The sequence below is a fragment of the Fimbriimonadaceae bacterium genome (assembly GCA_019638795.1).
GTDB lineage: Bacteria > Armatimonadota > Fimbriimonadia > Fimbriimonadales > Fimbriimonadaceae > JAHBTB01.
The window spans coordinates 72,578-91,557 of record JAHBTB010000007.1 but is presented as its reverse complement, the minus strand read 5'-3'; the positions used below and the strand labels follow the sequence as shown (position 1 = coordinate 91,557).

The window sequence follows — 18,980 nt, the reverse complement described above, 5'->3', positions numbered from 1 at the left end:
CAAGTCATATACCGACCGGCGGCTAAGCCTTACGGGCACTGGCGTTACCGACCCCGCCCTGGAGAGAATAGACCTGATGTACCCCCCGGGCCCGGAGGTCGGCCACGAGACGGTAGCTGCGACGGCCGCTCGCACAGACGAAGACGGTCGGGCCGTCCCAATCCATCTGGTAGCAATCCTCCATCGGGACGGCAAGGTGGTCGACAGTGAGCCGAGGCTCTTCGTCGGGATCACGGATGTCCACAAGGGTGTGACCGGCGGGCAGACGGTCCACGACCAAACCCTGGCCAGGGGAGGCGACACCCCGCCCACAACCCTCACAGTCCGGGTTCGGCCGCCGGTGGAGCCGGACTGACTCCAACGTGCGGAGGTCGAAGAGAAGGAGGTCCTGGTCCAGGACCGGCATCCCCAAGATGCCCTTGATCGTCTCGTTGGCCTGGAGCGCTCCGAACGTGAGCGGCGTCACGCCCAAGACTCCCGACTGCTCGCAGGTCCCGACGCACTCTTCGGGGGGACGCTCGGGGAAGAGACACCGGAGGCACGGCCCACCGGGGCTCACGACGAGCACCTGCCCCTCAAACTGGTGGATGCTTGAGGTGACGAGTGTTTTGCCCGCACCCCGGCACGCTTCGTCGAGGAGAAACTTCGTGTCGAGGGAGTCCGTACAGTCCAGCACCCAGTCGTAGTCCGCGACCAGGCGGGCGGCGTTCTCCCGGCTCAACCGGTGAGGGAAGGCGTGGGCCTGGACGGACGGGCGGAGCCGCTTGGCGAAAGCAACGACCCGCTCCGCCTTTTGCCGGCCGATGTCCGATGCAGTGAACAGGACCTGCCGGTGGAGGTTTGTCTCTTCGACGGTGTCAGGGTCGACGATCCCCAGTGTCCCGACACCCGCCCCGACCAGAGCGGGCACCGCCCCTGCGGCCAATCCACCCGCACCGACGACCAACACCCGCGCCTGGCCCAGGCGCTCCTGCCCCTTGGGTCCGATTTCGGGCAAGACGACCTGCCTCGCGAACATGCGGTCGCCGTCGTCGGGCGCCGGAGGTGCGCCAGCGCCGACCCATTCCGACACCCCGTCCGCGTACGTCTCACGTTTCCAGATGGGAACCCGCCATTTGAGCTGGTCCATGAGCCATTCACAGGCCTCGAACGCCTCGCGGCGGTGGGGGGAGGCCGCCTGGGCCAGCACCGCGACATCGCCGACGGTCAGAGCACCGACCCGGTGGACGACCCGGGCGTCGACGAGTCCGAACCGGTCGATCGCTTCCTGGACCAACATCTCGCCCTGGTGTTCGGCCATCTCGGGATACGCCTCGTACTCCAAGGTGAGGACGGACCGCCCGTCCGCGTGGTCGCGGATCCTTCCCTCGAATGTGACGAAGGCACCTGCGCCGGGCAGATGGACGGGCGGCAGGCCCAGGGGCTGGTCAGAAAGGCTGAACCTCATCCGCCGGCCACCGGAGGGACAAGGACCACAGTCTCCCCACCGGCCAAGGGACAGTCGTCATCGACGAACTCGCGGTCGACGGCGGCCCGGATGAGTGACGGAGGAAGGCCGAGGCGGTGCCGGGAGACCAACTCACCGACGAGCACACCGACCGTCGGCGCCGACGTCTCCACCGTCTCGCTGGCCAAGCCCCTCCGCTCCCGAAGGACAGCAAAGTACTGGACCGTCACCCGCTTCATCGTCGGGTCTCCCACGGAAACCAGTGTGTCTCAACCTCGTCACCGGCGCTGAGCACCGCCGTTGACGCACTGATCTGGACGAGGCCGTCCGCACCCAACAGGCCGAAGTTTGCGTGAGAGCCGACCGTGTCCTTGACGTCCACTTCTCCGGTCGGAGCCAGAAAGAAGGGGACGAACTCTTCCCTTCCCGGCTTTCGGGTAAGGCCGGCGGCAAGGGTGCGCCGTTCCATGCGAAGCGGGTGGCCCAGGAACGGGCCGACGAACATGAGGAGTCCCGTCCAGGTGGAGAGTGGGTTGCCGGGGAGGCCAAACCACGCCTTGCCGTCGGGCCGGGTGGCGAACGCCAGGGGTTTCCCGGGCTTCATCGCGACGCCGTGGAAGTGGACCTCGAACGACTGCCCTGACATGACGTCCATCATGTAGTCACGCGACCCCACCGAGACGCCGCCGGTCGTGACCAAGAGGTCATGGTCGGCGAGCAAGTCACCGACTGCGTCTCCGAGCGCCTTGGGGTCGTCGTCGACATGACGCGCCGTCACCGTGGCCCCCCACGAGCCCAGCACCGCGCCGACCGCGGCGAGGTTAGAGTCGTAGATCTGTCCTTCACCCAAGGACGTCCCTGGCGCGACGACCTCGTCCCCCGTCCCCAGCACCGCGACGGCCGGAGGACTGACCACCTTCACGCGGTCGAGCCCCACGGACGACAGGGCGGCGACGACCGGCGGGGTGACAAGACAACCTTCGTTGACGATCAGTGAGCCTGCCGCGACCTCCTCACCCCGTCGCCGGATGTGGGCGCCTTCCTTCAATGGCCCTGCGGTCAGTCGGTCGCCGTCCAAGACGGCGTCCTCCTGGGGGACTACCGCCCAGGTGCCCGGCGGCGTGGGAGCACCCGTGTAGATGCGGGCCGCCTCTCCGGCCCGGAGCTCCGGGCCAGGGGCGGAACCAGCCGCAATTTCGCGGACAACTTGCCACGCCCCTTCGCCTTCGCCGACGGCGAAGCCGTCCATGGCTGAGTTGTCGAAAAGGGGAAAGTCAAATGGACTCGCGACCGACTCCGCCAAGACCCTTCCCAGACACTGGCCCAAGCCCACCTCGACGGCCAGGTCGGGCAAACGGCGGGCCACGACGAGCCGCTGTGCCTCCGCGAAAGAGATCACCCGTGACCGCCCCCGGCCAACATCTCGCGGACGTGGAGGAGGCTGGGAAGCAGGCAAGACATCGCGTCCTCGCAGGCCCCCGGGCTCCCGGGGACGCCGAGGACGACGGTCTGGCCCACAATCCCGGCGACCGGTCGGGACAGCATCGCGGTCGGTATGCGGGCTTGGCTGTAACTCATGAAGGCCGACACGACGCCCGGTAGTTCGACATCCAGCATCGCAGTCAAGGTCTGCGGGGTCACGTCGCGAGGCCCGACCCCGGTGCCACCGGTGACGACGACAAGGCTCACGCCCCGGCCCACGGCCTCTTGGACTTCGCGCCGCAGGGCGTCCCCATCGTCGGCCAGCACCTTCTTGGCGACTTGGCCCGCCCCGTGGCGGGACAGGGCCTCGGTCAGGACGGGGCCGCTCCGGTCTTCGTACTCCCCACGGCTGACCCGGTCAGACATGACGATGACGAGTGCCGACCACCCGTCCGCCTTGGGCAGGTCGGACTTGCCTCCCGTCTTCGAGAGCAACCGCACCGACCCGATCTCCATGTCGTCGTCAATGACCTTGAGCATGTCGTAGAGGGTGATCACCGCGGCCGCAGCCGCGGTGATCGCTTCCATCTCCACCCCGGTCTTCGCCACCGACACGACATACACGTCGACCTGGATCCGGTCGGCCAAAAAGTTGAAGTCGACGCGGACATGTTCGATGGGGATGTTGTGGCAGTAGGGGATCCATTCGGTCGTCTTCTTGGTCGCCTGGATGGCCGCCACTTTCGCCACCGGCACCGGGTCGCCTTTGGGGGTGTCACCCCTCTGCACACGGTCGATCGTCGTCGCGCCGGCCAACAGTTCAGCCCGGGCCAACGCCGTCCGCTTGGTCGTGTTCTTGAAGGAAACGTCTCTCATCCGCCTATCTGCACCATCGCTAAGTGGTCTCGCTGGGACCAATCCTGCATCGAAGGATGGGCCCGCCATTTGCTCCGGAGGCATTCGGCAACGGCCGCCTCCAATTCTTCGTCGGAAGCTCCCCCACGGACCAGGTCTCGCAAGGACACGTTGGGCGGCAGGAAGAGGCACGACTTGAGTTGCCCGTCGGCGGTGAGCCGGATGCGGTTGCACCCCGCGCAAAAGCTCTCGGTCACGCTGGAAACGAAAGCCGTCTTCCCTGCGAATCCCTCAACGGTGTACTCCTTGGCGACATCGTTCGGTTGACCTGGTACCAAGGTCAACCGGTAGTTTGTCGCGAGCCGCGACCGCAATTCGGCCGACGAGACCACCCGCGAGGGCTTCCAACCGTTGTCAAGAAAAGGCATGAACTCAATGAACCGGACGGTCAGGGGCCGGTCACGGGTGAGTTCGACAAAGTCGACCAGCTCGTCGTCGTTGACCCCAGGCATCAGGACGACGTTCACCTTGGTCTCGAGGCCCACCTCAAGGGCGGCCTCAATGCCCTCTTGGACATGGGCCAGCCCGGTACGCCGGGTGATGCTCTCGAACCGCTCCGGCCGCAATGTGTCCAGGCTGACGTTGATGGATTTGAGCCCCACTCGTTTCAGCGCCGAAGCGTCGCGGGCCAGGCAACTCCCGTTCGTCGTCATCGTCACCGCGTCCAGGCCGTCGATCCCCGCCAGGTTCGCGACCAAGTCTAGGTAGCCCTTGCGGACAGTCGGCTCACCGCCCGTGACCCTGACCTTGCGCACCCCGCGCTTGACAAAGAACCGGACAAGTCGCTCGATCTCCTCAAAGGTGAGGACCTGTTCCTTTTGGTGGCAGGCGATGCCCTCGGCGGGCATGCAGTAGACGCACCGGAAGTTGCACCGGTCGGTGATGGACACCCGCAGGTAGTCGTGGAACCTGCCGAACCGGTCGGTGAGCACCTCCGTCTTGTCCGCCACGTCCTATTCTTGCCCTTCCCGCGGACCACGACCCATGACCTTGATCATAGTTTTCTTCTCTGCCGGTTCAAATTCGCACCTCAGGCCTGGCTCAATCGGTACTATGGACGGTCTGCGGGCCGACCATACACAGTGTCCGTGAGTTGTTCGACGAGCCATGCATGTCCCCGCCGACCAGATTCGTAAGGTCTTGACCCGGTGCAACGCCTTCGCCGGGATGCAACCGGAGACGCTTGACCAGCTCGTCGCCGCATGCCGCTACCGTACGATCGCGCAGGGCACGTACCTTTGGGTGAGTGGAGAGCCGTCGCACAACTTTGTGATGATCGACAGCGGCCTCATGAGGCTCACCCAGAGCACGCCCAGCGAGAAGTCAGTGGTCGTCGAACTTCTCGGGCCTGGCGACTGCATGGGCATGCTGGCCACGTTCGGCAACGTCCCCCACCCGTTCAGTGCCCTTGCCCTCACCGACGCCCACGTCTTTTCCGTTGACAGCCACACGTGGCGCGCCCTCGCCCAGAAGGACCCTCAGTTGCTGCAGGCGGCCGCCCGTGTGATCGTCCCGCGGATGCTCGGCGCATGCGGGTTCATGGCGATGATGGCGACGGGTTCGGTCGAAGTCCGCCTCGCTCTCGCGCTCCTCCGCCTCGACGAAATCAATGCCCGCGAGCACGGCGTGGGGGAGCCGATCCAAATCACCCGGCAGTCCCTGGCGGACATCGCGGTCACCACCGTCGAAACGTCGATCCGCGTGACGTCGAAGTGGCAGAGGGAGGGACTCATCGCGACCCGGCACCGGAGCATCGCCATCCTCTCCCGGCCTCGGCTTCAGTCCATCGTGACGGCCTTTTCATGAAGGAGGTCCGCCAGCTCCTCCGGCGAATTGACACCGACCGCCGCGGACCAATGGACACCCCGTCCCACCATCCTCTCCTCGTCCACAGTCACGTGGTCCAGGCCACCGACCCAATCCATGACACGCGGGCCGTCCATAGTGCCCAAGGCCTGCCATGCGGAGCGCCGGTAGAGCGCGCAAAGCGGTTGGAGTCGACCACGGACGACCGGCAGGGCGGCGTCGTGGCGGCCGATTTCCGCCTCTAGCACCTCGGCAAGGCCGAGTTCAAACTTGGGGACGTCACAGGACAAGACAAGCACGAAGTCGGCGGTCGGGACGAACTCCCGTAGGGCGGCAAGCGGCCCCGACCCCGGGTGGGCGTCCGCTTGGAACCCGAAGCCATGGATGGGAGACGCCCCTAGGACGGTGGGCTCCCAGCCTCCGGCACGCAAGAGCCGGGCCAGGCGGTGCCCCAGGGGCTCGCCGTCGACCACGATAGAGGCCTTGTCAAAGCCCATCCGGCGGCTGGCACCCCCCGTCAGCAGGACTGATTGCCGTAAAGTCGAGTCAATATGATGTTTGTCATAGTGACCGGTGTCTGGACTCGACATACTGGTCAATATGGCACGGTTGCCCAAGCGCTACGTCAAGTTCTTTGAGGACTATCCGGACGTCGGATCGGCCTACGAAGCCTATGGCGAAGCGGTGGCGCAAGCCGGGCCGCTCGATGAACGGACGCGGAACTTGGTGAAACTGGCGGTCTCGTGCGGGGCCCGGATGGAAGGCAGTGCGAAGAGCCACGCGCACAAGGCCGTCCAAGCGGGGGCCACGGCCGACGAGGTCCGCCACGTGGCCCTTTTGGCCGCGCCTACCGTCGGGTTCCCCAACATGATGGCCTGCCTCGGTTGGGTCAACTCGGTATTGGAGGAAGAGCAGTGATCGCCAAGCAACCACCCAAGAATCCCGTCGCCGTCGCCATGACCGGCGGCATCGTGTGCTCGCTGGGGCTCTTCGCCATGGTGTATTTCGGGTCAGGCATGCTCAGGCGGTTTGACTCACCGCTGGCCGCCTACACCGCCGCGACCATCTTTGCCGCATTCGCCTTTGCGTACCGCTATCTCATGTGGATCCAGCGTCCGCCGACGTGGCGGTTCTTCAAGGCAGGTTGGAAGCTGTTCCTCTACCCGAAGAAGCTGGTCAAAAACGTCGTGAAGCTCGTCAAGCTTCTCTGGGACAACATCGTCATCCAAAAGTTCATCGGAAAGAGGAGCCAGACCCGCTGGATCGCCCACATGGGCATGGCGTGGGGCTGCTTGCTCGCCTTTGCCATCACGTTCCCCCTCAGCTGGGGGTGGATCCAGTTCGGCGTGGCTCCAGACGGCTTCAACTACCAGGTCGAGTTCATGGGCGTCCCTCAGTTCACGTTCGACCCCAACAGTTTGGTGGGCTGGCTCCTGTTCAACGGCCTCAACATCAGCGCGACGCTCGTCTTGGTCGGGATCGGCTTTGCGATGCACCGCCGGGTCTTCCACTATGGGGCCCACGCCGTCCAGTCGATTGAAAACGACCTGATACCGCTGGTCCTCCTCTTTGCCGTCTCGATCACCGGTCTGATGATCACGGCCAGCTACCGGTTGATGGGCGGGGCTCATTTCAGCTTCATTTCATTGATCCACGCGTTCACCGTCATCTTGCTCCTGTTGTGGATGCCGTTCGGCAAGCTCTTCCACGTCATCCAAAGGCCCGCCCAACTGGGCGTCGCCTTCTACAAGGAGGCAGGCGAACAAGGGCCGCAGGCCGTGTGCGCCCGAAGCGGCGTGGCGTACCAGTCGCAGCTCCACCACGACGACTTGGTCGAGGTCATGCGCGAGGTCAACATCGACTTTGGCGAACACCAGAACCTCTGCCCGCTTGAGAAGCGCAGGCTGATCGCCCTCAACCAAATGGCGTCGATGGAAGACCGGACGTTTGTGGGATGACGGCCGGGCCGGTGTCAAGAATCTGTCGGGCCGCCTAGCTTCGGGTCGAGTGGCGATATGATGCGCCAAGGACCCGATGAGAATCGTCTACGAGCACAACCAACACCCTCACATCAAAGAACGCACCAAGACCGGCCCGGTCAAGCGTCGGGGCCATGGCAAGGGTGAGCACCTGGGGCTGAACGCGCGGATCGCGATCAACCTGACCAAGGCGGTCGGCACCATGTGGTGCGCCTACTTCTTCGGTGGCCTGGCTTTTGTCGCCCTTCCCGACGCGGTCAAGTCTGGCTCGGTCGTGACGCTGGTCGAATGGGTCAGCCAGACCTTCATCCAGCTCGTCATGCTGTCGGTCATCATGGTCGGCCAAAACATCATGGGCCAGGTGAGCGACAAGCGGGCGGAGATGACGTTCAAGGACGCGGAAGCCGCGTTCCACGAAGCGTGCGAGATTCAAAAGCACCTAGAGCAGCAAGACCAGGCGATCAACGCCATCCTCCAAAGGCTCGACGCCATGAACGGCGGGCCGACGAAACAGAGCGGCCCACCGGAATCCGGTGGGCCGCCTTCTCACTCGGCTTGAGGCCGGGCCTTAGGCCTTCTTGCGGCGACGCAGAAGAGCGGCGACGCCCAGACCAAGCACCGTCATCGTGGCCGGCTCGGGCACGACATCGTAACCGATCGCGTCGAAGGCGCGGACGTCTTGGTCGGTGATGCTCATCAACTGGTTGAAGTCGACGGCCGGGTCCATGATGCCGATCTTGGGCGGGTTCTGGAAGTGCCAGTGGCTGGCCTGCCATCCGTCGCCGTGGACGATGCCGTTGGCAAAGCGCCCTTCGTGGGTCGCACCGCCGTCGACACTGAAGTACTTGGTCCCGTTGTCGGCGGTCCAGTCCATGTAGGCCTGGCCGTCGCCCAGCCGGTTTTCACTGTAGCGGAACAGGTCGAGGGTGCTGACAAACGTGAACTGGTCGTCGCGGAAGACCCCAGTCGGGTTGACGTCGAGAACGTCGACACCGCTCACGAAGCCAAGGGCGTGACCGATCTCATGGGTCGCGACGCCGACAAAGTCGATCTTGCCCGCGCTGATTCCGTTCGTGGGGTCGAAGTCCCAGGAGAACTGGTTGCTGAACGTGATCGAGGCGTCGGAATCGTTCGCGTTCCCGGTAAAGATGCCGAGAGCCTTCTGGTTCGCCGTGTTCAGCCGGAGCGTCGTGTTGTTCGCGTCGCCGTCATCGTCCAAGAACGGGGCCGAGCTACCTCCGCCGTTCGGGCTGTTGCTCGTCCAGTTCATCAAGAAGTCGACGGACGAACCGGCTTGCAAGTGGGCCGTGGCGGTGGCGTCCAAGGCCGACTTGGAGTCGGCGACCAGACCCGACCGCACAGTGCTGTAGCTCTTGGTGGACGCGGTCGAACTCGTCGAGCCAAGGATTCCCTGGCCCAGTTGGGTGAAACCGATGTTGATGTTGATCGTGACCGGGTCCTTGAAGAGCGCAGACCAACGGTCGGCGGCAGCCTGGAATCCCGCGACGGCGTTGGCGTCCATACCGGCGTCATGGCTGAAGTTGAACTGCAACCCGCTAGCAAACGCGTTCGAGGTCAAAGCAAGGCCGACACCGGCGGCACAGCTAAGTGTAAGAGCTCTCGTAAATTTCATGAAAGTCAAATCCCTTGAGTCGCTTGATGGCCGGGGAACCGGTCACTCAGCGCAATCAACCTCTATTTAAGTCCATTTCCGATGGGCAGGGCCGCAATCGGCCCCATCTTAATGCGCCCTTATCGCCCAACCCGCATTTTTGCTAGCTGAAACTTGCAAAAAAACTAGCCTTCGGTAGGCCTCTGGACCCATTGGGCCGACGAGGACCGGGCCTCTCCTGGACATTGACGTGCGCGGCACCCACCGTGCGAAGACGCTGGGATGATGCAGAATCGAAGTGATGATCAGACAACTCTGCATCGCGGGGGCGGCGGCCGCCCTGCTCTTCCTGGCCGGATGCGGCAACGAGGCCGGTGCCCCTGCGTCCAACGCGTCGAAGGCAGGCGACGCGAAGCCGGTCAAACTCGCCTTCATCACCAACAACGCCTCGGACTTTTGGACGATCGCCCGCAAGGGCGTCGAGAAGGCCGAGAAGGAGATGCCCAACGTCAAGGTGGAGTTCCTGATCCCGAGCGACGGTTCGGCCACTGAGCAGAAGCGCCTGATCGACGACCAACTGGCCAAGGGCGTGGACGGCATTGCGATCAGCCCGAACGACGCCGCCAATGCGACCGAGACCCTGAACAACGCGGCCAAGCAGGCTGTGTTGGTCACCCAAGACAGCGACGCGCCGGCCAGCAACCGGGCCGCCTACGTCGGAACCGACAACAAAGCGGCCGGGCTCCAGGCGGGCGAAGAGCTGAAGAAGGCGCTTCCGCAGGGCGGCAAGGTCATGGTATTTGTCGGGAAGACCGACGTGCAGAACGCCCAGGACCGCATCGCGGGCCTGAAGGAGGCGATCAAGGGCACCAAGATCGAGATCATTGACGTCCGGACGGACGACGCCGACCATGCCCGCGCCAAGGCCAACGTCGCCGACACGCTCGTCAAGTACCCCGATATCGCCGGGATGGTCGGCATCTGGAGCTATAACGGCCCTGCGATCATCAACGCGGTCAAGGAGGCCAACATGGTCGGCAAGGTCAAGATCGTCTGCTTCGACGAAGAGAACGACACCCTCGCCGGGGTGAAGGACGGCTCGATCGAGGCGACCATCGTCCAGCAGCCGTTCGAGTTCGGCTACCAGTCGGTCAAGGTCCTTGCCGCGATCAAGGCGGGCAAGACCGACGTCGTCCCGGCCAACAAGCTCATGATCGTGCCGACCCAAGTCATCAACAAAGCCAACGTCGATGACTTTGCGGCAAAGCTGAAGGAACTTCGGGGCAAGTAGACCGGCCGTGCTGCTGGCCGCGGGGATCGTCAAGCGCTATCCGGGCGTGACCGCGCTGGACGGGGTGGACTTTTCCGTCTCGTCCGGCGAGGTCGTCGGGTTGGTGGGGGAAAACGGGGCGGGTAAGTCCACCCTGATCAAAGTCTTTGGCGGCCTCACCCAACCCGATTCCGGGACCGTCAGTGTCGACGGTGTGACGGTCAGGATCGACTCGTCTGCGACGGCCCGCCGGCTTGGTGTCGGGGTGATCCACCAGGAGCTCAGCGACCTCGACAACCTGGACGTCGCCGGCAACGTCATGCTGGGGCGCGAACCGGCGCGGTTCGGACTGGTCGACCGGGCGGCCCTACGCCGCTCCGCCGTCTCGGCCCTGGCCCGGCTGGGAATGGAGCACTTGGTCGACGCCCCCCAGTCCAGCCTCTCGATCGGTCAGCGGCAATTGGTCGAGATCGCCAAGGCCCTCTCGCTGGAGGCCCGCGTCCTCATCATGGACGAGCCGACCTCCAGCTTGACCGCCGGCGAGACCGACCGGCTTCTGCGGGTGGTCCACGACCTTCGCGGTCAGGGGGTCGGCGTGGTCTACGTCTCCCACCGGCTCCAAGAGGTGAAGGAACTGGCCGACCGCGTCGTCGTCCTGCGCGACGGCCGGAACGCCGGGTCGTTGGCCAAGCAGGAGATCACGCCAGAAGCCATGGTGCGCCTCATGATCGGCCGTGACGTGGCCCCGGCCCAGGCGAGACCATCGACCGGGGGCGCCGCGGTCCTGACCGTCCGTGGGTTGCGCACGACTCGGTTCCCCGAGCAGCCGGTGACCTTTGACGCCAGAGCTGGCGAGGTTGTCGGGCTCGCCGGACTGGTCGGTGCGGGCAGGACCGAGTTGGTCCAAGCCGTGTGCGGCATCGACGACCGCGCCGGCGGTGAAGTCTTCCTCGACCAGACGCCCGTCCCGCCTTCGGTCCGCGGGGCGATCGCCTTGGGTCTTTATCTGGCCCCCGAAGACCGCCGCCGCACCGGCCTGGTGACGTCGGCGAGTGTCCGGGAGAACACGACCTTGCCGAACCTCAAACACTATGCTCGAAACGGCCTCGTCGACCGGTCCGCCGAATGCGGGGTCACCGAACGGATGCGCGAGGAATTGGGCATCAAGGCCCCGACGGTCGAAGCTGATGTCAGCGGCTTGAGCGGCGGCAACCAGCAGAAGGTCGTCTTGGCCAAATGGCTTGCCATGTCTCCACGTTGCCTGGTCTTCGACGAGCCGACCCGGGGAATCGACGTCGGCGCCCGGGCCGAGATTTATGCGCGGATGCGCGCCCTCGCCGACCAAGGTGTCGCGATCCTGATGGTCAGCAGCGACATGGAGGAGGTCCTTGCCATGAGCGACCGGGTCCTCGTCATGCACGAGGGACGGATGGCCGGCGAGCTTACGCGCGAAGAAGCCTCCGAAGAGGCCATCATGGCACTGGCGGTCGGGAATGTCTAAGTTCAAATTTGGCAAAGAGGCTGGCATCTTGCTGCTTCTCGTGGTCCTGTGCGTGGTCGTGACCGCGCTCAACCCACGGTTCCTCTCGCCCATCAATATCCAGAACACCGCCCGGTTGATCGGCATGTTCGGCATCCTGAGCCTTGGCCTGGCCGTCGTCATCGTCACCGGCGGCATCGACTTGTCGGTCGGTTCCTTGGTCGCCCTCTTGGGCGCCCTGCTCTCCATCGGGCTGGTCGACAAGCATGTCTCCGCGCCTTTGGTCGTGGTCGGGGTGCTTCTTGTCGGGGCCGGTTTGGGGCTTGTCCATGGTCTTCTTGTGACCCGGGCGAAGCTGCAGTCGTTCATCGTCACCCTTTGCGGACTGCTCATCTACCGTGGTGCGGCCCGCTTTGTCGCCGAAGACCAGTCCAAGGGATTCGGCGACTCGGCCGGGTTCATGTGGTTACACGATTTGGCCGTCGGCAACCTCCTGGGCGTCCCGTGGCCCTTCGTCATCTTCATCGCCTTTGCCGTGGTGCTCGGCGTCCTCCTCCATCGGTCCGTCTACGGCCGGTACCTCTACGCCATCGGGCGTAACCCCGAGGCGGCCCGCTACTCGGGGGTGGACGTCAAAAAGGTCGAGACCTTCGCCTACGTGGTCGCGGGCGGATTGGCCGGTGTGGCGGCGATCTTGTTCGCCTTCTACACGAACTCGATCTCACCCTCCACCCACGGGAGCTTTTACGAACTCTACGCCATCGCGGCGGCCGTGCTCGGCGGGTTCTCCCTGAGGGGCGGCGAAGGCTCGGTCGTCGGCGTCGTCCTCGGCGCGGTGTTGCTCCAGGTCCTCCAGAACCTCGTCAACCTCCTCGGCATCCCCAGTTCGTTGAACTTCGCCGTCATGGGGGCCGTCATCCTGGTCGGGGTGCTGACCGACAACCTCCTGCTGCGTCGGAAGAGCGCTTAGGTCACCGCCGGAGGAACGAGTCCACGACAGCGGCGGCCTCTCGGCCCTCGCGGACCGCCCACACCACCAGTGACTGGCCCCGCCGCATGTCGCCCGCCGTGAACACACCCTCGACCGGCGTCGCATAGGGAGTCTGCGTCAGGATCCCGCCGCCAGGCACCGTCTCCAGGCCGAGTTGGGCCACCAACCCGTCCAAGACAGGGCCTCGGAAGCCGACGGCAAGCAGGACAAGTCCGGCCTCGAAGACCCTTTCGGAGTTGGGCTTCTCCTCAAAGTCGGGGGGCGGGCCCGCCTGCACGGTCCGGAGGCCGGCGACACGACCTTGACCGTCGTCGACAAAGTTGGTCGATTTCAGCCCCCAATAGCGCTGGCCACCCTCCTCGTGCGAGCTTTCCGTGCGCAACATCAAGGGCCATAAGGGCCAAGGTGTCGTCGAACTCCGTTCGACGGGCGGCATCGGCATCAGTTCGATCTGCCGGACCGAGGCCGCTCCTTGACGCAGTGACGTGCCGAGGCAGTCGGCCCCCGTGTCGCCTCCGCCGATGATCACGACATGCTTGCCCTCCGCCAAGATCGGTTCGCCGACGACCTCCTCTCCCTCGCACCGTCGGTTTGCCTGGGTGAGGAAGTCCATGGCGAAGTGAATGCCCTTGAGGTCCCGGCCCGGCAGGGCGACGTCGCGCGGCGCTTCGGCGCCGCACGCCAACAGGACCGCGTCGAACTGGTCGCGCAGTTCGTCGCCGGTGATGTCGACCCCTACATGGACGCCGCCCCGAAAGACGACGCCCTCAGCCTCCAGTTGGGCGAACCGCCGGTCGACCAAGTGCTTCTCGAGTTTGAAGTTGGGGATGCCGTAGCGCAAGAGACCGCCCGGCCGGGCCGCCTTGTCGAACAGAGTGACCGCATGCCCGGCCCGGGCCAACTGTTGCGAGGCGGCCAGACCGGCCGGGCCCGACCCGACGACGGCGACGGACTTCCCCGTCGGCTTGCTCGCGGGCCGAGGCTCCACCCAACCGTTGTCAAACCCCATGTCGACAATGCTCTTTTCAACCAGCTTGATGGCGACGGCCGGCTCGTTCACCGCCAAAACGCACCCGGCCTCGCAGGGTGCGGGGCATATCCGGCCGGTGAACTCGGGAAAGTTGTTGGTGGCGTGGAGTGACTCCAGCGCGTCCCGCCAGCGCCCTTGGTAGACGAGGTCGTTCCAGTCGGGGATCGAGTTGTTCACCGGACAGCTGGGCTGGCAAAACGGCACGCCGCAGTCCATGCATCGCGCCGCTTGCACGCGCACCTTGGACTCCGGAGTCTTGAGTGCGACCTCCTGCCAGTCGCTGACCCGCTCCCGGGCCGACCTCTTCCGCTCGTTCTCGCGGCTGTACTCGATGAAACCGGTGACCTTACCCATGGTATGTGACCTCCGACTCGAACGGCATCGCCGTGGCGATCGGTGAAGGACCGCTGACCGCGCTGCGCACTGTCACGACCGCTTTGGGCCCGACCCCGCGCACCCGTTTGAACTCGTGCGGATAGACCTTGACGAATTTCGGCAGGGCCCGTTCCCACGTCTCCAAAAGGCGGTGCGCCTTCTCACTGTTCGTCAGTTGGAAGTGCCGCTCGACCAGCTTGCGCAGTTCGACGGCGTCTGAGTCGTCCACGGGCTCAAGGTCGACGGTCGCACGGTTGCACCGCCGGGCGACAAAGTCGTCGCGCTCGTCCAGGACGTAAGCGATCCCCCCCGACATCCCCGCGGCAAAATTGCGGCCCGTCGTGCCAAGGACGACGACTGTCCCGTTCGTCATGTACTCGCAACCGTGGTCACCGACGCCCTCGACCACTGCCGTCGCCCCCGAGTTGCGGACGGCAAACCGCTCGCCTGCCGTCCCACTCAGGAACGCCTCCCCGCTCGTGGCCCCATAGAGGGCGGTGTTGCCGACGATGACACTCTCGTCACTGGAGTAGCCCGCGTCGAGCGGCGGATGGACGATCAACCGGCCACCCGAGAGCCCCTTCCCGACGTAGTCGTTGGCGTCACCGGTGAGCTCCATCGTCACCCCACGGGCCAAAAACGCACCGAAGCTTTGGCCCGCAGATCCTTCCAGCCTGATCCGGACGGTGTCGTCGGGCAGACCCGCCGAACCGTGTCGTTTGGCGATCTGGCCGCTCAGACGCGTCCCGACTGACCGGTCGGTGTTGGCCACGGGCGTATAAATGCGCACGGGCCGGCCTGTCTCGACCGACTCTGCCGCCGCCTCGTCGATGGCCCGCACCGCCCGGCTCAGGGGAGTGTCGGCGACGCTACCCAGGAACCGTCGGCCGACCGTGTCCGGCACGTCGGGCATATGGAGCAACCGGCGAAGGTCGATGTGTCTGGCCTTCCAGTGACCCTCCAGCGGCCGTTGCTCCAGGAGGTCCGCCCGACCGACGATCTCGTCGAGCGACCGGTAGCCCATCTTGCTCAGCAGCACGCGCACCTGCTCGGCGACGAAGAAGAAGAAGTTGATGACGTCTTCGGGCTGGCCCCGGAATTTCCGGCGCAAGTCGGGGTCCTGGGTGGCAATGCCGACCGGGCACGTGTTCAGGTGGCACTTGCGCATCATCACGCAACCCAACGCGACCAAAGGCATCGTCGAGAACCCGAACTCCTCGGCCCCCAGCAACGCCGCGACGACCACGTCGCGGCCCGTCTGCAGCTTGCCGTCGGTTTGGAGCACCACCCGGCTCCGTAAGTCGTTCAGAAGGAGGGTCTGCTGGGTTTCGGCAAGGCCAAGCTCCCAGGGCATCCCCGCGTACCTGACCGACGAGACCGGCGACGCTCCAGTCCCTCCGCTGTCCCCGGAGATCAGGACCACGTCGGCACCAGCCTTGACGACCCCCGCCGCGATCGTGCCGACGCCGACTTCGCTGACGAGCTTCACGCTCACCCGAGCCTCTGGGTTCGCTTGCTTGAGGTCGAAGATGAGTTGGGCGAGGTCTTCGATCGAGTAGATGTCGTGGTGCGGCGGAGGCGAGACGAGCCCCACCCCGGGCACGGAATGGCGCACCTTGGCGATCACCGCGTCCACTTTGTGCCCCGGCAACTGGCCTCCTTCGCCCGGCTTGGCTCCCTGGGCAACCTTGATCTGCAGTTCCTCGGCGTTTACCAGGTAGTGGGCGGTCACGCCGAAACGGCCCGACGCGACTTGCTTAACCGCGCTGCGCCGCCAGTCGCCGTTGGCGTCCTTCTCAAACCGCCGAGGGTCTTCGCCGCCTTCCCCGCTGTTGCTCCGCCCGCCAATGCGGTTCATCGCGACGGCAAGCGTCTCGTGGGCTTCCTTGCTGATCGAGCCAAAGGACATCGCCCCGGTCGCGAACCGCTTGACGATCGCACTCGCCGGTTCAACCTCGTCAATGGGGACATGGGCGCCTTCGGCGATCTCGACCGTGCTCCGCAACGAGAGCAGTTGGGTGCCCTGCTTGTCAATGACCTCGGAGTACTTTTCGTACTCACGGTAGTCCTTCCGTAGCAAGGCATGCTGGAGCTTGGTGATCGTCTCATGGTCGACCATGTGCCGTTCGCCTTGGACGCGGCAGGCGTAATAGCCGCCCGGGTCGAGCAACGGGCTGGCCGACTCGACAAACGCCGACTTCCAACGCATCAGGACTTCCTCGGCAAGGACCTCCAAACCAATGCCTCCGATCCGGCTCGGCGTGCCGACAAAGAACTCGTCGATGACCGACGGGGCCAGGCCCACCGCCTCGAACAGTTGGGCCCCCTTGTAGCCCTGGAGGGTCGAGACCCCCATCTTGCTCATGACCTTGAGCAGGCCCTTGTTGACGGCGCGGATCAAGTTGGCCAACGCCTTCTCAAAGGTGACCGCTCCCGCGAGCGGCGGCTTCTGGCACAGGTCGGCCAATGTCTCGATCGCCAGGTACGGGTTGACCGAGCTGGCCCCATAGCCGATGAGCAGGGCGACGTGCATCACCTCGCGCGGCTCGCCGCTTTCGACCACCAACCCGACTTGGGTGCGCTTGCCCGCCCGGACCAGGTGGTGGTGGACGGCACTCAGAGCGAGGAGCGAGGGGACCGGGGCATGGTCAGCGTCGACCCCCCGGTCTGAGAGGACCAAAAGCGTATGGCCGTCTTCGATCCTCGCCACCGCGTCGGCACAGAGCCGCTTGACCGCCGCCGACAAGCCGGCCCCGCCCTCGCGGGGGTCGAAGAGCATCGGCAGAGTCGCGGCGCGGAGACCTGGCTCGTCGATCGCACGCAGCTTCTCCAGGTCCAGATTGGTGAGGACGGGATGGGCGAGACGCAGACTCTTGCAGAGGTCCGGCGTCTCGTCGAGGAAGTTGCCTTCCCGGCCGATCGGCGAGATCAAGGACATCACAAGCGACTCACGCAACGGGTCCACCGGCGGGTTGGTCACCTGGGCGAAGAGCTGGCGGAAGTAGTTGAACAACAGTTGCGGCCGGTCACTCAAACAGGCGAGGGGGATGTCGTTGCCCATTGAGCCGACGGGCTCCTCGCCTAGGCTCGCCATCGGCGTCAGGACCATCTTGATGTCCTCCTGGGTGTAGCCGAAGAGGCGTTGTCGCCACAGAAGGTTGTCCAGGTCGGCGCCATGCACCTGAGGGGGTTCGGGTATCTGCCCCAAGGTGCGCTGTCCCGCACGGAGCCAGTCCTCATAGGGGCGGCGGCTCGCCAAGTCCTCTTTGATCTCCCGGTCGTTGACCAACCGCCCCTGTTCGGTGTCGACGAGGAGCAGTTTCCCGGGCTGAAGGCGCCCCTTCTTGACGATCTTGCTCGCAGGCAGGTCGATGACGCCGGTCTCACTGGCCATCACCAGGCGACCGTCGGTCGTGATGACGTAGCGCCCGGGTCTCAGACCGTTCCGGTCAAGCGTCGCCCCGATCGACCGACCGTCGGTGAACGCGACCGCCGCCGGCCCGTCCCAAGGCTCGATCAATGAGGCGTGATATTCGTAGAAGGCCCGTTTCTTGGCGCTCATGTGGAGGTCGCCTGCCCACGGCTCAGGGACCATCATCGCGATGGCGTGGGGCAATGACCGCCCCCCCAGGACCAAGAGCTCAAGGACGTTGTCGAACGACGCGGAGTCACTGTTGCCCGGCTGCACGATCGGCAACAACTTGGCCACATCGTCGCCAAAGTGCTCGCTGGACAGCAGGCTCTCCCGAGCGTTCATCCAACTGACATTGCCGCGCACCGTGTTGATCTCGCCGTTGTGCGCGATGTAGCGGTACGGGTGGGCCAGTTTCCAACTCGGAAAGGTGTTGGTCGAAAACCGCTGGTGGACCAAGCACAGGGCGCTCACCAGGTGGGGGTTGGCCAGGTCGCGGTAGAAGCCGCCCAACTGCCGGGCGAGGAGCAGCCCCTTGTAGACGATCGTCCGCGACGACAGGGAGGCGATAAAGAAGTCGTCGCCCGTACCCAGCGAGGCCGCCTCGTTCTCCATCCGTCGCCGGGCGACGTAGAGCCTTCGCTCGAGGTCGTCGCCCGACAGGCCCTGTTCCGATGCCAAGAAGACTTGCCGGACAACCGGCATGGTCTCGCGGGCCACCCGACCGCAACACGTCTCGTCCACCGGCACGTCGCGCCATCCGAGCAGGCTGAGGCCCTCCTCGCCGGCCGTCTGCACGACCAACTCCTCACAACGGCCGCGCTGGCCGTCGTCTTGGGGCAGAAACACCATGCCGACACCATAGGCGCCGGGTCCAGGCAGGGAGAATCCGCAACTGACGGCGAACAGTTCGTGAGGGACCTGGATCAAGAGGCCCGCGCCGTCACCGGTCTCGGGGTCGCATCCCGAGGCGCCGCGATGTTCGAGGCGGGTCAAGACGCCGATGCCTTGGGTCACGACGTCGTGGGCCCGCCGACCCTTGATATCGACGACAAACCCGATGCCGCACGCGTCGTGCTCAAAATCGGGGTGGTAGAGCCCTTGGGGCGCACATGGTCCTGGCATAGCCATCTCGGACCCGCTGCTTCGAGGGCGTCACTCAATCGTTGAGTCCGGACATTATAGATGGACCAGGGCCCGAACGTGCAGGTTTTTCGCTCGCTGACCCCAGCTAGAATGGT

At 65.1% G+C, this 18,980-nt stretch carries 16 protein-coding genes; 7 read left to right on the top strand and 9 right to left on the bottom strand.

Translation table 11 applies throughout. From position 1 onward, the window contains the following. Positions 1 to 22: 22 nt before the first annotated feature. Genes KF857_09850 through moaA form a run of 5 tightly spaced genes read right to left on the bottom strand, consistent with a single transcriptional unit; the run spans position 23 to position 4,734 of the window. On the bottom strand, positions 23 to 1,447 hold the full coding sequence (locus KF857_09850) for a ThiF family adenylyltransferase (protein ID MBX3112301.1): 1,425 nt from the start codon (positions 1,445 to 1,447) through the stop codon (positions 23 to 25). Further along, positions 1,444 to 1,701, bottom strand: coding sequence for a MoaD/ThiS family protein (locus KF857_09845; protein MBX3112300.1), 258 nt, complete (start codon positions 1,699 to 1,701; stop codon positions 1,444 to 1,446). The genes KF857_09850 and KF857_09845 overlap by 4 nt, the downstream gene beginning before the upstream one ends. Then, the gene (locus KF857_09840) at positions 1,683 to 2,846 is read right to left on the bottom strand and encodes a molybdopterin molybdotransferase MoeA (protein MBX3112299.1); all 1,164 of its coding nucleotides are present in this window, start codon (positions 2,844 to 2,846) and stop codon (positions 1,683 to 1,685) included. Before KF857_09840 ends, KF857_09845 begins: the two co-directional genes overlap by 19 nt. Next, on the bottom strand, positions 2,843 to 3,745 hold the full coding sequence (gene moaCB / locus KF857_09835; GenBank protein MBX3112298.1) for a bifunctional molybdenum cofactor biosynthesis protein MoaC/MoaB: 903 nt from the start codon (positions 3,743 to 3,745) through the stop codon (positions 2,843 to 2,845). Before moaCB ends, KF857_09840 begins: the two co-directional genes overlap by 4 nt. Beyond that, complete coding sequence (gene moaA, locus KF857_09830; protein MBX3112297.1) at positions 3,742 to 4,734, bottom strand: GTP 3',8-cyclase MoaA; 993 nt, start codon at positions 4,732 to 4,734, stop codon at positions 3,742 to 3,744. The genes moaCB and moaA overlap by 4 nt, the downstream gene beginning before the upstream one ends. Positions 4,735 to 4,891: 157 nt before the next feature. On the opposite strand from moaA, the gene KF857_09825 reads away from it, so the two are divergent. Then, on the top strand, positions 4,892 to 5,590 hold the full coding sequence (locus KF857_09825; protein MBX3112296.1) for a Crp/Fnr family transcriptional regulator: 699 nt from the start codon (positions 4,892 to 4,894) through the stop codon (positions 5,588 to 5,590). On the opposite strand, the gene KF857_09820 is transcribed toward KF857_09825, so the two are convergent. Next, positions 5,563 to 6,087: an NTP transferase domain-containing protein gene (locus tag KF857_09820; GenBank protein ID MBX3112295.1), complete on the bottom strand. Its 525-nt coding sequence runs from the start codon at positions 6,085 to 6,087 to the stop codon at positions 5,563 to 5,565. The two genes, KF857_09825 and KF857_09820, sit on opposite strands and share 28 nt — an antisense overlap. Before the next feature lie 103 nt (positions 6,088 to 6,190). Here KF857_09820 and KF857_09815 point away from each other — a divergent pair, with 103 nt between their 5' ends. From KF857_09815 to KF857_09805, 3 genes are all read left to right on the top strand, one after another. Then, entirely contained in the window at positions 6,191 to 6,508 is a 318-nt protein-coding gene (locus tag KF857_09815) for a carboxymuconolactone decarboxylase family protein (GenBank protein MBX3112294.1), read from the top strand. Then, positions 6,505 to 7,548, top strand: a complete 1,044-nt coding sequence (locus tag KF857_09810) for a hypothetical protein (GenBank protein MBX3112293.1) — start codon at positions 6,505 to 6,507, stop codon at positions 7,546 to 7,548. Before KF857_09815 ends, KF857_09810 begins: the two co-directional genes overlap by 4 nt. 76 nt (positions 7,549 to 7,624) lie before the next feature. After that, positions 7,625 to 8,128, top strand: a complete 504-nt coding sequence (locus KF857_09805; GenBank protein ID MBX3112292.1) for a hypothetical protein — start codon at positions 7,625 to 7,627, stop codon at positions 8,126 to 8,128. 9 nt (positions 8,129 to 8,137) lie between these two features. Here the strand turns inward: KF857_09805 and KF857_09800 are convergent, their stop codons facing one another. Then, the gene (locus tag KF857_09800; GenBank protein ID MBX3112291.1) at positions 8,138 to 9,091 is read right to left on the bottom strand and encodes an NF038122 family metalloprotease; all 954 of its coding nucleotides are present in this window, start codon (positions 9,089 to 9,091) and stop codon (positions 8,138 to 8,140) included. A 391-nt stretch (positions 9,092 to 9,482) separates the two neighbouring features. Between KF857_09800 and KF857_09795 the strand changes: the two genes are divergently transcribed. Genes KF857_09795 through KF857_09785 form a run of 3 tightly spaced genes read left to right on the top strand, consistent with a single transcriptional unit; the run spans position 9,483 to position 12,901 of the window. Continuing rightward, complete coding sequence (locus tag KF857_09795) at positions 9,483 to 10,472, top strand: sugar-binding protein (GenBank protein MBX3112290.1); 990 nt, start codon at positions 9,483 to 9,485, stop codon at positions 10,470 to 10,472. 7 nt (positions 10,473 to 10,479) lie between these two features. Then, positions 10,480 to 11,952: a sugar ABC transporter ATP-binding protein gene (locus KF857_09790; protein ID MBX3112289.1), complete on the top strand. Its 1,473-nt coding sequence runs from the start codon at positions 10,480 to 10,482 to the stop codon at positions 11,950 to 11,952. Next, on the top strand, positions 11,945 to 12,901 hold the full coding sequence (locus KF857_09785; GenBank protein ID MBX3112288.1) for an ABC transporter permease: 957 nt from the start codon (positions 11,945 to 11,947) through the stop codon (positions 12,899 to 12,901). Before KF857_09790 ends, KF857_09785 begins: the two co-directional genes overlap by 8 nt. A gap of 1 nt (position 12,902) precedes the next feature. Here KF857_09785 and KF857_09780 read toward each other — a convergent pair whose 3' ends face one another. Beyond that, positions 12,903 to 14,306 (bottom strand): glutamate synthase subunit beta, encoded by a 1,404-nt coding sequence (locus KF857_09780; GenBank protein MBX3112287.1) that lies wholly within the window; start codon positions 14,304 to 14,306, stop codon positions 12,903 to 12,905. Continuing rightward, entirely contained in the window at positions 14,299 to 18,864 is a 4,566-nt protein-coding gene (gene gltB, locus KF857_09775; protein MBX3112286.1) for a glutamate synthase large subunit, read from the bottom strand. Before gltB ends, KF857_09780 begins: the two co-directional genes overlap by 8 nt. Between the last annotated feature and the right edge of the window lie 116 nt (positions 18,865 to 18,980).

Excerpts from the sequence above, each read along its gene's own strand:
- KF857_09850 (MBX3112301.1), bottom strand. The coding sequence starts at position 1,447 with ATGAGGTTCAGCCTTTCTGACCAGCCCCTGGGCCTGCCGCCCGTCCAT.
- moaCB (MBX3112298.1), bottom strand. The coding sequence starts at position 3,745 with ATGAGAGACGTTTCCTTCAAGAACACGACCAAGCGGACGGCGTTGGCC.
- KF857_09825 (MBX3112296.1), top strand. The coding sequence starts at position 4,892 with ATGCATGTCCCCGCCGACCAGATTCGTAAGGTCTTGACCCGGTGCAAC.
- KF857_09820 (MBX3112295.1), bottom strand. The coding sequence starts at position 6,087 with ATGGGCTTTGACAAGGCCTCTATCGTGGTCGACGGCGAGCCCCTGGGG.
- KF857_09815 (MBX3112294.1), top strand. The coding sequence starts at position 6,191 with ATGGCACGGTTGCCCAAGCGCTACGTCAAGTTCTTTGAGGACTATCCG.
- KF857_09805 (MBX3112292.1), top strand. The coding sequence starts at position 7,625 with ATGAGAATCGTCTACGAGCACAACCAACACCCTCACATCAAAGAACGC.
- KF857_09800 (MBX3112291.1), bottom strand. The coding sequence starts at position 9,091 with ATGGACGCCAACGCCGTCGCGGGATTCCAGGCTGCCGCCGACCGTTGG.
- KF857_09795 (MBX3112290.1), top strand. The coding sequence starts at position 9,483 with ATGATCAGACAACTCTGCATCGCGGGGGCGGCGGCCGCCCTGCTCTTC.
- KF857_09785 (MBX3112288.1), top strand. The coding sequence starts at position 11,945 with ATGTCTAAGTTCAAATTTGGCAAAGAGGCTGGCATCTTGCTGCTTCTC.
- KF857_09780 (MBX3112287.1), bottom strand. The coding sequence starts at position 14,306 with ATGGGTAAGGTCACCGGTTTCATCGAGTACAGCCGCGAGAACGAGCGG.
- gltB (MBX3112286.1), bottom strand. The coding sequence starts at position 18,864 with ATGCCAGGACCATGTGCGCCCCAAGGGCTCTACCACCCCGATTTTGAG.